The organism is Bacillus sp. FSL H8-0534, from assembly GCF_038005885.1.
GTDB classification, from domain to species: Bacteria; Bacillota; Bacilli; order Bacillales; family Bacillaceae_G; genus Bacillus_A; species Bacillus_A pseudomycoides.
On record NZ_JBBOUC010000001.1, the window covers coordinates 87,268 to 101,647 of the forward strand.

General features: G+C 34.3%; 15 protein-coding genes and 3 pseudogenes. 14 read left to right on the forward strand and 4 right to left on the reverse strand.

Annotated features, from left to right (window positions below; all coding sequences use genetic code 11):
* The first annotated feature begins 709 nt into the window (after positions 1-709).
* The 12 genes and pseudogenes from MHH71_RS00530 (at position 710) to MHH71_RS00585 (ending at position 9,105) form a co-directional block, all read left to right on the forward strand.
* A complete protein-coding gene (locus MHH71_RS00530; protein WP_006095388.1) occupies positions 710-2,179 on the forward strand; it encodes a TROVE domain-containing protein in 1,470 nt (489 codons plus the stop codon).
* A 313-nt stretch (positions 2,180-2,492) separates the two neighbouring features.
* Positions 2,493-2,837 (forward strand): immunity protein Imm33 domain-containing protein, encoded by a 345-nt coding sequence (locus tag MHH71_RS00535; protein WP_033798988.1) that lies wholly within the window; start codon positions 2,493-2,495, stop codon positions 2,835-2,837.
* 278 nt (positions 2,838-3,115) lie between these two features.
* Positions 3,116-3,988 carry a DnaD domain-containing protein gene (locus tag MHH71_RS00540; protein WP_006095390.1) on the forward strand — a complete coding sequence of 291 codons (873 nt, stop codon included), beginning with the start codon at positions 3,116-3,118 and terminating at the stop codon, positions 3,986-3,988.
* Positions 3,985-4,173, forward strand: coding sequence for a DnaB-like helicase N-terminal domain-containing protein (locus MHH71_RS00545; protein WP_033798989.1), 189 nt, complete (start codon positions 3,985-3,987; stop codon positions 4,171-4,173). Before MHH71_RS00540 ends, MHH71_RS00545 begins: the two co-directional genes overlap by 4 nt.
* Positions 4,174-4,232: 59 nt before the next feature.
* The gene (locus tag MHH71_RS00550; protein WP_033798990.1) at positions 4,233-4,700 is read left to right on the forward strand and encodes a DUF6985 domain-containing protein; all 468 of its coding nucleotides are present in this window, start codon (positions 4,233-4,235) and stop codon (positions 4,698-4,700) included.
* Positions 4,701-4,843: 143 nt separating this feature from the next.
* Positions 4,844-5,350: a hypothetical protein gene (locus MHH71_RS00555; protein WP_240516999.1), complete on the forward strand. Its 507-nt coding sequence runs from the start codon at positions 4,844-4,846 to the stop codon at positions 5,348-5,350.
* A gap of 149 nt (positions 5,351-5,499) precedes the next feature.
* Positions 5,500-5,928, forward strand: a complete 429-nt coding sequence (locus MHH71_RS00560; RefSeq protein WP_006095393.1) for an SMI1/KNR4 family protein — start codon at positions 5,500-5,502, stop codon at positions 5,926-5,928.
* 69 nt (positions 5,929-5,997) lie between these two features.
* Positions 5,998-6,567, forward strand: coding sequence for a suppressor of fused domain protein (locus tag MHH71_RS00565; protein WP_003202662.1), 570 nt, complete (start codon positions 5,998-6,000; stop codon positions 6,565-6,567).
* A gap of 119 nt (positions 6,568-6,686) precedes the next feature.
* Positions 6,687-6,803, forward strand: a pseudogene (locus tag MHH71_RS00570) (immunity 22 family protein); the annotation flags it as partial.
* A 55-nt stretch (positions 6,804-6,858) separates the two neighbouring features.
* Positions 6,859-7,188: a hypothetical protein gene (locus MHH71_RS00575; protein WP_240517004.1), complete on the forward strand. Its 330-nt coding sequence runs from the start codon at positions 6,859-6,861 to the stop codon at positions 7,186-7,188.
* A 119-nt stretch (positions 7,189-7,307) separates the two neighbouring features.
* The gene (locus MHH71_RS00580; protein WP_244268583.1) at positions 7,308-8,114 is read left to right on the forward strand and encodes an alpha/beta fold hydrolase; all 807 of its coding nucleotides are present in this window, start codon (positions 7,308-7,310) and stop codon (positions 8,112-8,114) included.
* A gap of 553 nt (positions 8,115-8,667) precedes the next feature.
* Complete coding sequence (locus MHH71_RS00585) at positions 8,668-9,105, forward strand: DoxX family protein (RefSeq protein ID WP_006095397.1); 438 nt, start codon at positions 8,668-8,670, stop codon at positions 9,103-9,105.
* Positions 9,106-9,336: 231 nt separating this feature from the next.
* Here MHH71_RS00585 and MHH71_RS00590 read toward each other — a convergent pair.
* From MHH71_RS00590 to MHH71_RS00600, 3 genes and pseudogenes are all read right to left on the reverse strand, one after another.
* A pseudogene (locus MHH71_RS00590) lies at positions 9,337-9,585 on the reverse strand (IS4 family transposase); the annotation flags it as partial.
* Between the two features lie 194 nt (positions 9,586-9,779).
* Positions 9,780-9,920, reverse strand: a complete 141-nt coding sequence (locus tag MHH71_RS00595) for a hypothetical protein (protein WP_006095400.1) — start codon at positions 9,918-9,920, stop codon at positions 9,780-9,782.
* 175 nt (positions 9,921-10,095) lie between these two features.
* Complete coding sequence (locus MHH71_RS00600) at positions 10,096-11,625, reverse strand: sialidase family protein (RefSeq protein ID WP_006095401.1); 1,530 nt, start codon at positions 11,623-11,625, stop codon at positions 10,096-10,098.
* Positions 11,626-11,974: 349 nt separating this feature from the next.
* On the opposite strand from MHH71_RS00600, the pseudogene MHH71_RS00605 reads away from it, so the two are divergent.
* Together MHH71_RS00605 and MHH71_RS00610 are read left to right on the forward strand one after the other, a co-directional pair.
* Positions 11,975-12,172, forward strand: a pseudogene (locus MHH71_RS00605) (GNAT family N-acetyltransferase); the annotation flags it as partial.
* A gap of 144 nt (positions 12,173-12,316) precedes the next feature.
* Positions 12,317-12,859: a tubby C-terminal domain-like protein gene (locus MHH71_RS00610; RefSeq protein ID WP_006095403.1), complete on the forward strand. Its 543-nt coding sequence runs from the start codon at positions 12,317-12,319 to the stop codon at positions 12,857-12,859.
* Between the two features lie 490 nt (positions 12,860-13,349).
* Here the strand turns inward: MHH71_RS00610 and MHH71_RS00615 are convergent, their stop codons facing one another.
* Positions 13,350-13,973 carry an ImmA/IrrE family metallo-endopeptidase gene (locus tag MHH71_RS00615; protein ID WP_003207559.1) on the reverse strand — a complete coding sequence of 208 codons (624 nt, stop codon included), beginning with the start codon at positions 13,971-13,973 and terminating at the stop codon, positions 13,350-13,352.
* Positions 13,974-14,380 lie beyond the last annotated feature (407 nt).

Sequence of the window (14,380 nt, forward strand, 5' to 3'; positions counted from 1 at the left end):
CTCGCAGTGGGGAGAAATTGTACTGATTTTCCGAAAGTACTAATAATTGCCAAAATATTAATTTGCAAGTATAATAATAGTAAGAACGATGAGTGATAAAAAGAAAAGGGCAGTGTAGGAAAGAATTTCTTCGCCTTTCACGCGGTAGGTCGCAGGTTCGAATCCTTGCCTTCCCTGATGTTTTATTAACATTAGGGGAGTAGCTCAGTTTGGTAGAGCAACATATTGAGTCTTTCCGCCTATCTCCCTTTTTTATAATTCATATTTAATAGATTTGGGCAGTGTAGAGAAGGATTTCTTCGCTTTGGGTGCCGTGTGTCATGGGTTCGAATCCCATCCTTCCCATTTTGGAAGGTAGCTCAGTGGTAGAGCAACGTAATGAGCCTTTTCGCTTATCTCCCAAATCTTTAAACATTATATATAACAGGAACAGTGTAGATAGCCCATGCTTCGTTTGCTAATATTAAGTGCTATAGATTCGATCCTAATCGATGCGGAAAGGTCCGCACCGAATTCGTACTTTTCTTTGATTCATAACACTAAGGTAGGAGTTACTTCGTCATATAGGGATTGTGTTTGTGGGATTCGATTCCTGTTTTGAATATTTCTTAAGTGTTAGGAATGAGTGAAAAAAGGCAACGTATATACGTTGCCTTTTTTATTTGTATTTCAACCAGCAGTGTCAAAAAATCTCTGGGGGTAGATCATAATGTCAAAGTTTAATCATTCTTCTCAAGGAAGCCGTCAAACATATACAAAAGAGGGCGGAAAAGCTTATAAAATGTATGATAAAGATAAATTAGTTACGATGGTATTAACATCTTTCTTTAATGAGCCAAAATTTTATGGTAATAACAGCGAAGAATTAGTTACTACTGCAAAACAAATCATGGACAGAGACCCTAAATTTGTTGCAAGTTTAGCAGTCTATGCACGTGAAGTGTTCTACATGCGTTCTGTTACACATGTATTAGCAGTGGAACTTGCAAACCACCCTGAAGGTCGTAAATATGCTCGTCAAACAGTTTCTCGTATTGCGCAGCGTCCGGATGATGTAACAGAAATAATGGCATATCAATTAGGGGTATATGGTCGGAAAAATCCAATTCCAAACTCTTTGAAAAAGGGGTTAGCAGATGCCTTTTCTACATTTGATGAATATCAATTAGCAAAATACAATCGCACAGGAAAAGACGTTACATTGAAAGATGTATTCCGTTTAGTAAGCCCATCTGCCAAAAAAGGAACAGAACGTTACGAACTTTATAAACGTTTGTTAGAAAACACACTGCAAGTACCATATACATGGGAAACACAGCTTTCTCAAAAAGGAAACAAAAAAGAAGTGTGGGAAGAATTAATTGATAGCGGAAAAGTGGGTTATATGGCCTTACTTCGTAACCTTCGCAATATCGTAAATTCAGGTGCCTCAAATATTGATACAGTATATAACATTCTTCGCGATCCTGAGCGAGTAAAAAAATCAAAACAATTACCATTTCGCTTTTTTTCAGCATATCGTGTTGTGCAAGAAAAATTACCACAAGCAGGAAGCGAATTATTAGATATATTGAATGACGCAATTGAAGCATCTGTTACAAACATGCCGAGATTATCAGGAACAACATTTATGACAGCAGATATCTCAGGATCTATGACATGTTATCCTGTTTCAAAAGATGGGAGTGTTAAATGTGCAGATATTGCTACACTAATGATGGCAATGGCACACTCCTTCTGTGATAATTCTATTACATCTGTATTCGCAACTGATTTCAAAGCGATAAATGTTTCTACCCGTTCTGGTATTTTAGAGAACATGAACACATTTTTATCAGAAGTTAATAAACATGGATATGGAACAAACTTACATCTTTCTATCAAATATTTATTAGATCACAAAATCAAAGTTGACCGCATTCTTGTCTTCTCTGATGAGCAAGTGTACGGAGATAGGTATGGAGACAATTCTTCACAAATTCTTCTTGAAACATATCGTCGTGAAATGAATCCTGATGTTTGGGTTCACTCTTTCAATTTAAATAGTTACGGTAATCAACAATTCGTAGGAGAGAAAACAAATTTAATCGGTGGCTGGAGTGAAAAATGTTTGGACTTCATTCATTATGCGGAAGAAGGAACAGGTTCCCTTATTTCAGCTATCGAAAATTATCAATAATTTTTGTTACACTCTTTTTATTTAGAAGACGGAATAATTAGGATAACGGCAGGTCTAGTTAACCATGATGCAATAAAAAAGAAACTCATAATCTTTATTTTAAGAAACCAATGATTTTCTAATGAAAGCAGGGTTACCTGGAGCTGCTCGTCCATTTCTATGATTTGAGCCGTTAGCTAATCTTGGCGAGGATAGATTAACTACAAAAGCAACTGGATAGTAACAAACAATAAATTGCCTACTGATAAGATAAAACTAGTTTATGAAATTTTAATAAAGCATGCTGTTAATTCCAGTATTAAGGAGTTTGAAAATGAAAATAAATAATAGTGAGTATGGTGGTTTTGTCGTTTCAAAAAATATTCTGGCTGGAAAACCAGTTAGATATTCATTTAGACAAGAAAGTTCTATCCCGCAATTAAATGGCTGGAATTTGTATGCTATAGATGATACTGATGACTATGTGAATCATGCAGAAAATTTTATCATCTTAAACGCGGAATCTATTTTTAAAATCGTCCCTGTAATGTTTGAGATTTTTGAAGCTCCTTTTGGAACGGATCTATGCTGGCTATATGAAGAAGGAGTTCATATTGGATTTTATGATGTAGTCGCCGATAAAGAAGTGACCATTAATGAACTTATAAAACAAAACTAGTTTTTTCATGTAGCTCTATTTTATAAGTTCTTTAGTAGATGACAAACAAGCCCCTTATAAGCCCCTTCCAACCCCCTTATAAACCCCTACCAAGTAATAAATCATTAAATAAACAAAAGAAAAAACAACTACAAGAACTACTATGAAAAAATAAAAAAGTAACATTCTAGTACTAGTAAAAATTATAAAATAAATCCACCAAATTCCTGCCTGCAATCCTATATATAGAAGGAGTAACCAATTCTATATTTACCACTAAAAAGGCGGGAGGAAGAAACATGGGAGTATACCGGAGTGTACAGGTGAATTTTTGGCAAGATGAGTTTGTACTTGATTTAACGCCAGAGGAGCGCTATTTTTATATGTATTTGCTGACATGTTCGAAGACGACACAATGCGGGATTTACTCACTGCCACTACGTTTGGTAGAGATGGAAACGGGGTATAACCGTGAAACTGTTGAGAAGTTGTTGCAAAGGTTTGTTGCGTATGGAAAGATATTATATGACGCGAAAACGAAGGAGTTATATGTTCTAAATTGGTTACGTTATAACCCTGTTACAAATACGAACATAGAAAAGTGTGTGTTACGTGAGTTAAAGACTGTGAAAAATAAAGAGTTTGTACATATGTTTCTTCAAAGATGCCTCGAGGAAGAGTTGAATATTCCGTTATTGTTAGAACATTTCGGAATGCCAGTTGAAGTATCTGATGTGATTCCGCAAGAAGTTTTTCAAGGTTGTGCACAGGATGAGAAAGTAGAAGAAGTAGAAGAAAAAGCGAATCCAGGTAGCAGTGTATTCACATTTTATGAACAAAACTTCGGTAGTTTGTCATCATATGCAGCGAAGGAATTAAGTGAATGGGTTACGGATTTGTCGGAGGAGCTTGTACTAAAGGCACTTCAGATTGCCTATGAAAATAATAAGCGGACGCTTGCTTATGTGAAGGGGATTTTACGAGATTGGCATGGGAAAGGATATACGAAGCTCAGTGAAATAGAGGAAGCAGCAGCGAAGTTTCGAAAGAAGGAGCCGTCTATTCTTTATGAGACGGAGAAGTTTTTGGAGGAGTGTGAAGAGTGGAAGAAGAATGTTCCGTCTGAGGAAGAATTACAGAAGTTCTTGCAGGAACAAGGGTGGCAGCCGTGAGTATTCAACATATCGAGGCGGAACAAATGGTGTTAGGATCTTTGCTTCTTGATGGTGAACTAATTAAGGAGTGTCACCTGATTGAGCGGTACTTTTCTATGGGTGTGTATCAAACTATATTCAATTCGATACGAAAAATAAAGGAAGACGGGCTGCAGTTAGACAAGATAATTTTACTTAAGTAGATTAACTTGCATGCTAGTTTTGGATGGAGCTTGAAGAATTAGAAAAAGGAGATCTTAAAATGATAATAAACGATGCCGTTTTTGGTGAACTTGAATATAATTACGGATGGGTAAGGTACACTACTATAACGTTTTGTGGAAAGGAAGCTAAGATAGCGTTAATGGTAGATGGCGAAGAGGAAAGTGGATTTGATAAAGAACAATATGAATCATATGATTCATTGATGGAAAATTGGGAGCAAGTGCAACAAAGTATTTTGCAACCGATTTTAGACTATTATAAACAAAAAAGGTATGAGCTTGGTTATGATATTGAATTTAATGAACATTATCCTTTAATTGAAACAACTGATCAACTTCTTAATAGGATAAGTTTAGTTGGAATTGTTGTTCCGTATGCGGGTATTTTTGAAGGTCGAGGGATCGGACTCACCTTCGACTGTACATGGGATATGGAAAATGGTTTAGGTCTTCTTCTTATAAATGAAAAGGTAACCGAAGTGGGCTATCAGGATGTTGCGATTTGAATAGGGTGAAGTAATATAAAGATAGCTTAGAGTTTTCTTTTAAAATATGAAATTGATGAAGAAAAGAAGACGCTCAATTATATTATGTGTAAAGAGTTTTAATTTAAATTTAAATTTAAATTTAAATTTAAATGAAGCATGAGGTGAATGAATTGTTTACAAAAGATACATACATTAGCTCGGTAAAAGAAAATCTTGAAAAAAATTCAGAAAGGTTGATTCATAATATAAGGGAAATTCTTAATTTTAATTATTACAGTAAAATAGAGTTAGTAGATTTTATGATTTTTATCGGATCGTTTGACCTTTCTATCATGATGTTTTCTATGAATAGAGAAGCAAGTGAGGTTTTTTACGAAGGAAACGATAGCAGTGTTTTTGCAGGAAGTCATGAATTACTCGAACGTATATCATACTATAACCTTTCTTATGATAAATCAGACGAGTTCTGGGAGTTTTATGAAGAAAACGATGAGATCATATCGGAAGATGAGGAAAAAATCATTGTGGAATGGTTTATTGATTGCTGGAATAAAGCAAATGGAGGAAGTATAAAATTACCTGCCTATTGTGGTTTTCATGATGCTAATCAATCATTTGACTTGCAGAAAAATATATGGGTTTCTGATGAGGAAAAGTGGTGGGATTAATACGCAAAAGATAACGGCTTGTTTTTTAGAGTATCACAGAATAGAGAAAAATGATTTTTACTGAAAGAGGATATGTCTAACGAACTTATGCCGATGATACACAATCAAAAAGAGATGGTGAAAATAATTTACCAAGGAGTGGAACTACGGTGGAGATTGAAGTGATTCATGAAAAATTATCATTAGAAGAGTTAGAAGCTTTTGAGGAAAAACATCAGTTGCGATTACCGAAATATTATAGAGAGTTTTTATTAAAATATAATGGAGGCTATCCAAAGGCAAGTATGTATAAAATCTCTGATGATGCAGGAGAAAGTGTATTAAATATTTTCTATGGAATTGGGAGTATGTATGATAATTTGGATAAAATAATAGATTTTTTTGATGATCTTTTAGATATGGGATTTATACCAATTGCAGATGATCCTGGCGGTAACCAAATATGTTTGGGGATCAATGAGGAATACTGTGAAAAAATCTTTCATTGGGCTCATGATGAAGAGCACGACGGTATGAAAAATATGTATTTTTTAGCCAATAATATAAATGAATTTCTTGATTATTTATATGAGGAGTAAAGTTAAACAGTTATATAGCCTTCAGGGGAATAGAATAAAAATTCATGTGTATAAAGGGGAATTCAAAGAATGATTCATTATGGAGAGCTGTATTATGACCATTATAGTAAATACCTAGGTGAGCCAATCGACCGGGAAGTATTTAAAAATGGTGAGGACATGCCGAGTATACAAATTTTGAAATATGAAAATGTATTTGAAGAATGTCTTGTTTTTCATACACTTGGGTTTAGTAGATATGAAGAAATAGTAGGGGATAATGTTGAAGTTTCCATGGTAGTTGATGGGGCATTTCGTAGTGTAGGATATATTTTGGCAAATGCTTTATTTTATTGTATAGCGAATCGAATAGAAATAGGTCGTGGAACAGCAATTAGTGGCATTGAAAGTATTGATAAGTCTTTTGTTCGAAAATACAATAAAAGTGCAGTTTACTTTACTGAACCGTTCGCTTTCCCAGAGGAATACAGCTATGTACTGACTGGAAATGCAGAAAAGGATGGTAAAGTGTTGCTGGCATTTTTTATTTCGGAGTCGGAATATGAATATTTTCTAAAATACGGAACAGAGAAATTTGAGGAATTATTAGAAGAGAATCATGTGGATCCTTTTCATGTTAGCAGGGAGTCTATAAATTGAGGATTAGCTAGTCCCGATAAAGGTCTATTATGGTTTAAACGAAATAGTACATATCATAGAAAAGATAAATTAAAAAACCGAAACATCACCTCGCCAAAAGAATAAAAGGGGAGTATAAGATGAATGAAAAAGTAACAGTATGGATTGGGAATTTTGAGAGTAATGATGAGTTTGAAAACTATACGAATATTAAATATACAGAAGATGGGGATAGTATACCTTCTATATTCGAACAACATTTGATGGAATAATAGAATTTTAATTGGAGGAGGGATAGTTAAGTTGGTTACTGTGAATGTAGTGGTGCTTCATGATTCGAATTCTAATAAGTATCTGCCTTTGATTAGAAAGAAAACGTCTAAATCGATAAGTGAAATCAAACAAAATATGAAAACAGAAAAGCCTGTAATGGAATGTAATTATGATGATGCAGATCAATTGAGATCTTTAGTGAAATGTGCTGAGGAATTACTTTCAATGGGAGCAAGTATAAAAATTTATGAAGAGGAAGAATGGATTACACTTGAGATGGTAAAAAATTTAATTGGGACAATAGAAGGGATTGCAAAAGACAGGGAAGTAATTGATGATGTAATATTTGGGAATGATTTCGATGAATAGTAGTCCCAAAATAAATAAAAACTAGCAAATTTCATTTTGCTAGTTTTTATTTGTCTTTATTAAATGAACGAAATAAATATCCTCCGTTAGGTCAATTAGTTGACGTGAATGGTGAGAAAATGCATGTGTATACAAAGGGTGAAGGTGAAAATACTATTGTCTTATTAAGTGGTGCGGGTACGGCAGCACCCGCATTGGATTATGAACCTTTAATGAATGAAATATCAAAGAATAATAGAATAGTAGTGATAGAGACATTTGGATATGGCTGGAGTGCTATTACAAATAAGGAACGAACAGTTGAAAACATCGTAGAGGAAATAAGAGACGCACTTAAAAAAGCCCATATAGAAGGGCCATACATATTAATGCCTCATTCCGTTTCTGGCATTTACAGCATGTATTATGCTAATAAATACCCTGATGAAATTGAGGCAATCATAGGTATTGATTGTACTTTTCCGCAAGTGGTGGAGTATTTTAATGAACCTGCTCCAACCATGCCCCGGTATTTGAGCGTTTTATCCCCGACTGGAATTGCAAGGCTAGCAGTAAATATGAATCCAGAGAAGTACCTTCCCATTACGGATAAAGGAACTTATTCTGATGATAATTTAAAGATGATTAAGAGCATTTCTGCCTGGAATCTAGCTAATAAAAATATAGTTTCTGAAGTAAATGAAATGAAACATAATATCGATAAAACGATTAATATGTCATTTCCTTCAGAGATTCCTGTCATGATATTTACTGATAAAGATGCCAGAGTGACGGAAGATGGGAAAACAATTGTATCTTTTTATCAAACGCAAATAAGCCATTTACCTTCTAATAAGCTCGTTGTATTAGAAGGTCATCACTACCTACATTGGTCTCGTTATAAGGAAATGAGTGAAACCGTTAATGATTTTATAGATGCATTTTAATGAATAGAATGCTTAAGTATTTTAAATATGATCAAACTTTTTTATAAAAACTAAACTTAAATGTGCTGGATAATAAGCCACTTTGGTCAGACTTTTTTCATAATGGCTTCTTTTTATGCAGCATAAAATGTAGGTTTGCGAGGTATTTTTGATCAATCTTTTTATAAAAGCTACACCTATGTATTTAAGGATTTTAAAGGGTTTTATATATTTTAGTATTTTCATCACGATATTGAATTTCCGTGCAGCCATAAACATAATAATAATGGTCTAAAGGGATAAAATCCGAATCACAATCACTTAGACCGTATAAATATATGTTTCCATCATCATCAAGTAACCTAAAACGATAATAGTCAATTAAACAAGTACATTGAATCCTATATAAAAGAAACAGGAATAAAACGTGAGGATGAAAATAGATTTCAAGAAGAGACAATATAATAGGGGAACCGTCAGGAAAATGCGGATTTACAACGCTAAGCCGATTGTCCTGACGAATGTGAAGAGTTGTAAGGAACTACCACAGTAATGGTATTTCATTTTTAAATCAATGATTAAAGGAAGGGATAAAAGGATGAAAACAAAAGGAAAAAGGATTGCTTATTGGACGGTCACATTACTACTCGCAGCAGCTATTATGTTAAGTGGTATCGGGCAACTGATGCAATATGGGGGAAACGTCGAGTTAGTGACGAATCTTGGTTACCCATTATACATCTTGACCATTCTCGGAATTTGGAAAGTGCTTGGAGTCATCGCTCTCGTTGTGCCAGGTTTTCCTCGGCTTAAAGAATGGGCTCACGCTGGTATCTTCTTTTTAATGACTGGTGCGGCTTTATCTCATGCATTTGCTAACGATTATGGTGATTACGGGTTTCATATTATCCTTCCGCTTTCATATGCTGCACTCAATTTCGCTTCATGGGCGTTGAGACCACAAAGCCGCATCTTCTACACCAATAAACGAGGCATTGAGCCAAATTGTTAATCAAATCTCTCAAACAAGAAATTAAAGTTTTATATAAAAGAACTAGGAGGCTTTATTTTCAAAAGAATGCGAAATAATGTAGGTGGACTAATTACTAGTGTAAGAGAAGATAATAAGCTTATTTGCATCTGTGTTTTTCTTTTTGGTATTCCATTAAAGGGTGCGATTGTGGAACAACATAGGTAGAAATGATCAAACTTTATTTCAAAATTACACCGAGTTAAATCGTCAATTAAGTCCCTCAGGACTTAATAAAATTCCTATTGAAGTTTCTAATTGACTACAAAGTTGAGTCAGAGAAGTAGTAGCGATTTGCTGATTTAACCATACACACAAAGATAAAAAATGGTGCCCATGGCATTTACGTTTTCGTTTCATTTCGACCACTTCTATGGCTAATTGATTAAGTGTAGCAGGAGACATATATCGATATAACTCTTCGGAAAATAAAGACAACTCTTGTTTTTGATGTATATTCATAAAAAGCACGTCCCCCTTTCTCATTAACATAAGAGAATAGTAACGTGCGTTTAACTTCAAAATTAGTCTAAATCCTTAAGTTGATGGATGTGGAGATACCTCTAAAAGGGATTTATTATTAGATCAATAATTTTTTTGGGGTATCAAGTTCTGAATAAGAAGCTAGGCTTCTGTTATACCGTCTATATTGAAAACTAATTATTCTCTTCCTGAGATAAATTCGTATCGACTTCCTTAAAAATGATGTGATCAGGAACTGCTGCAGAAATAAATTTAGTATAGTTCGAGGAATCATTTTTAATTTCGTTATTATTTTCACAAGGTTTACAATCCATCGACATAACCTCCCTTTTTTCAAATATATATTATATTGCTGCCTTTACATTTTTGTAAGGATGATCTAGTTTATAGAAAGACATTTTGATATTGGTTGGAGAAAGGCTCTGAAATTTTTAATGACCAGTAAACAAGGATTATTTTTTCCTATTCACAACAACAGTCATATTTCTTTTAATCTGGGGTTGTTATGGTAAAAAAAACATCAGGATTATCCCGTTGAATAGCGCCTTGAATAATAACATTACGATTATCACCCCAAGAGTGAAGTAAGCAGTTCCCGGGACCAGCAATAATTTGATTGTAATCCCCCATATAACAATTGGCAGTATCAGGGCTTGGATTCGTAACCGGCACTGGAGAAAATGCAGTACTTACCATTTTCTCTTTACTTAATCCATTACAAAGAGAAAAGCTTTTCAAAAATATCGCAAATGTCCCATCACCTATACCGGCAAGAGTGCCTCCACGGTCATTAAAACGATTATACTGAATATGGGCTCCATTTTTATTAACTGCAACGGACGGGAAGAATGGAAAAGTTCTAGTATTTGAAGTAACATTCACTCTATTCCAAGTATTTCCTTTGTCTGTACTATAAGCTAAAAAGATATCAATAAAGGTCGTATCTCCAACCACTCTGCCAGCGTTCCATACGGCATATAAAGTGCCATCTGGTCCAATCGCTGCATGAGGGAATTCATTCATACGAATCCTTCTGGTGTTATCAACACCGATAGATGGGCGGCCACAAAGTGCTGTATCAGTTGCGGCTGCAGCAAATGGAGTTGAAACTGCCACGTTAATTGGGAAAGTATTCCCACCGTCAGTTGATTTAACCATACGAATGGTCCTGTTTGGCTGCCCCAAAGTATTAAATGCCGATATTTCTTCATAAAAGACATAGATACCTCCGAGATCATCAACGACCACAAAAGACCCTTGAATAAAATTAGTGCCACCAGTGACAATAATCTGATCTGTAATAATTGGAGTTAAGTTGACACCAGTAGTATATTTTGAAAAGCGAATATTAGGGCTCGGAGTAGCAGTGAAATCAGTCCACGTAATATATAGTGCTTCATTCCCTGGATTATCAGCATCGGGACCTACTGTAATCCAATCCTTATCTTGATTAATATTCGCAGAAGGGTTTTGCCCGCGTCCAACGACTTGAGGCGCATTCATTGTGATTGTTTCGTTCGGAGTAATGGTTCCTGTTGAAACACTGATAACACCTTGTATAACACTCCCAATAGTTTCTATTCCGATTTGACCATAATAGAAAACACCATTTCTATCAACAGCTATAACAGGATCACCGGAATTCAAACCCCCTGGATTTACCGGAAGAGAACCACCATCAGTCCAGGTATTACCTAAATCATTGGAAAAAGCAAAGCCTGAAAAACTAAAAGTCCCCAGTCCTCCTGTACCAGCATTACTATCATTAAATCCATAAAGTATAAAATCTTTAAAATGGGCAATGCTTGTCTCACTTTGGGTGATTCGAGGAAAATTAGTTACATCATTTGCCGGATTATTAACCTGTCTCTCTAGTAGTATAGAACAAGCGTCATCATGTTTCTTATCACTACAATCGGAATCTTTTTTTTCATGACAATCATCTTCCCTATTTTCGATTGTATCTGTACATTTACTTTTATATTTATAACTTTTGTACTTGTTTCCTTTATAGTACATAACTTCCCCACCTTTTTTAGTTATTCATTGGTTCTGAAATCATGCTTGAATTTATTGTGGTTTTGAGGTCGCATTCTTTTTGGACAAGAACCAATGTACTTCTATCATATGGTTATTACAAAAAAAGGAATGGGCTTCTATTCTTCTTCATTAGCACATTTTTAATAGAATCCAAGAGTTGTTAGATTGCTGATAATCCTCGATTATGTCAACGAAGAAAGGAGATTGGGTACCTTTTGGATGTCTAAAAGGTACCCAATCTCTTTTTGTTGCTGATAATGATAGGTTATGTAAACTTCACATGAATAAGATATATAATATAAAAATAACGATTAACTGAGGTGAGAGTATGGAAAATACATATGAAATTCCCAAATTAGGAACAAAGCGTCTTTTATTAAAAAAACTAGATTTTCATGATTTAGATGATTTATTTGAAATCTATTCGGATCTTCAAACAACTACATATGTACTTCGAGAGGTACACAAAAATAAAGATGAAACTCGTATTTTTTTAGAAAATACGATTGAAACAGCTAAGAAAGGTCCCTTCGAAGATCTGAAGGGACTTTTTTAAGTTTTTAGATATAGTGACTGCTGGTAAGTGGTGTTATGTTAACGAAGGACAGCTATAAAGTTGTTCTTTTCTTATGTTATAATATTCAAAAACCTTATATACAAATATTAAGAGGTGATTATTTTGTATTATTATAAATGGAGAAGTTTTTATTCGGTTAAACCAACACAAATATATGATGAGAACAACAATATAATAGGTACAATAAAAAAAACGTATAGCAATCAGTGTATAAGGATAATAGATTTAATATTATTCAAAGGGACGTATTTTTTGGAATATGAGATATATGATTCTAAAGAGAATTTACAATTAAAAGCGAAAAAGGATATAGATTTTCGAAAAAGAACACAATTTTTTCTTAACTATTATGCTGAAAGAGAAGAATATCAAATACATTTAATAGATAAAAAGACCTTTGATTTTGGTGAAATAACTAAATTTGAATTTGCAGGAGAAATGTATGAATTAAATCAAAGACCTTTTGAATGGGCAAAAATAACCAATTTAAATACTAATTTGATTATTGCAGAATGGAAAGAGCCTATTAAGCCTCCTTTTAATATTACTTTTAAATTATTAGAGGAATCTTATAAAGATAAAGTTTTATTATTGATAGGTATATTCCATTCATATTTACATGCTGCGGGGCATTAAATTTAAAAGCATTATTATATATCCGATTTGTTTTTTTTTTTTGAGTGAGTTGCTTTTCTTATGGATAAATTTACAATTGAAGAGAAATTAAAAGCTATAAAACGTTATTTAATGCGCTATGAATTATGTAGTTCAGAAATCAATATGATTATTTGGTGTCTCTGCTGCCCCTAGCTGGCTAAGACCAGCTAGGGTGTCCCGATATTGTATCATTCGATAAGAAGTTTTGAGTGGATACACTTAACAATTTTTAGGTTGACTAGGAGGTGGTACCGGGACTGGAATACACGGAGGATTACCTGGTGGAATATTTGGTGGTGGACAATCGCAATCATTATTGGAGGATGGGGGGGTATTAGATGGTGGACCATTGCAATCATTATTGGAAGGTGGTATCAAAAAACTATTATTTAGACTACGCTTAAGATTTCTATGATGTCTTTTTATTTTAATCACCCCTTTCTTTGGTTTTTACATAGTTTTCGTGTCATCATTCTGGGCAATTTCGAAAATACGGGCTATTACTTGCTTGCGCGCACTGTTCAGGTGTCAGTCTATAAGCATTTTCCGATGCCCCTCCATACATAAGGTTGTTTTCATCGTCTACATGTTCCGGTCCTAATAAAACATGTCCTAATTCATGCGCGAGAGTTTGTCCGAATCGGAATTGTCCTTCAGGAGCATTTGATATTACGATAACTGGACCATTAGGAGTGTTATAAGGTGCACATCCTACAAAACCACCTGCAAATGGACCTTGTACAAAATATACAGCAATATCCAGTGTATCAGTTTGTCCATAAGGTCCTGGTCCTGGCGGTCTAACATTCAACCAATATTGAAAATATTCATTGAGGTCCTCGTATCCGATGCATTGGAGTACATCTTGATCAACAAATGGGTCATTGATCTGTGACATAACCGCTTCTCCTTGGTCATTCCTAAAACGCCATCTTATATCGATGTTACATGGATTTGGTGTTCGATCTCCGTAGAAAGTATTAGGGACTCCATAAACATAATTAACCCAATCAATTTGATTGATAAAAAGGTCTTGGGTCATATCTGATCCTGGTGTAATATACACGTCTAAAATTAGACAGGGTACTACCATTCTTTCATCTCCTTTTATTGTAATACTATAAAATATTCAAAGATATAAAGTATGGCTTGTACAAAAAACTAGTGTTCCTACTAAAAGTTACAAATTATATGCAAAATGATAGACTTAAACGGAGCCATAGAAAAGGATTGGGGTTATAGTTCTTTCTACGGGATAGCGTAACTTTATGTTAGCACCTTGCAACGATGGACCATCAAATATCATTTGTTTTAAACGTACCTCTACAAACTTACCTAAATTTACAGTGGGATTTTTAAAGGGGACATTTTCCAGAATAGGTTCTGAAAAATCTACGCCTAATAATTTGTAGGCTTAAAAAAATTCACTTGTTGAATTAATAAAGAATTTAAAAATAAAAATAGAGTAATACGGTGCAGTTAGTTATTTTAGATATACAT

Excerpts from the sequence above, each read along its gene's own strand:
- MHH71_RS00530 (WP_006095388.1), top strand. The coding sequence starts at position 710 with ATGTCAAAGTTTAATCATTCTTCTCAAGGAAGCCGTCAAACATATACA.
- MHH71_RS00535 (WP_033798988.1), top strand. The coding sequence starts at position 2,493 with ATGAAAATAAATAATAGTGAGTATGGTGGTTTTGTCGTTTCAAAAAAT.
- MHH71_RS00540 (WP_006095390.1), top strand. The coding sequence starts at position 3,116 with ATGGGAGTATACCGGAGTGTACAGGTGAATTTTTGGCAAGATGAGTTT.
- MHH71_RS00550 (WP_033798990.1), top strand. The coding sequence starts at position 4,233 with ATGATAATAAACGATGCCGTTTTTGGTGAACTTGAATATAATTACGGA.
- MHH71_RS00565 (WP_003202662.1), top strand. The coding sequence starts at position 5,998 with ATGATTCATTATGGAGAGCTGTATTATGACCATTATAGTAAATACCTA.
- MHH71_RS00580 (WP_244268583.1), top strand. The coding sequence starts at position 7,308 with ATGCATGTGTATACAAAGGGTGAAGGTGAAAATACTATTGTCTTATTA.
- MHH71_RS00585 (WP_006095397.1), top strand. The coding sequence starts at position 8,668 with ATGATTAAAGGAAGGGATAAAAGGATGAAAACAAAAGGAAAAAGGATT.
- MHH71_RS00595 (WP_006095400.1), bottom strand. The coding sequence starts at position 9,920 with ATGGATTGTAAACCTTGTGAAAATAATAACGAAATTAAAAATGATTCC.
- MHH71_RS00600 (WP_006095401.1), bottom strand. The coding sequence starts at position 11,625 with ATGTACTATAAAGGAAACAAGTACAAAAGTTATAAATATAAAAGTAAA.
- MHH71_RS00615 (WP_003207559.1), bottom strand. The coding sequence starts at position 13,973 with ATGGTAGTACCCTGTCTAATTTTAGACGTGTATATTACACCAGGATCA.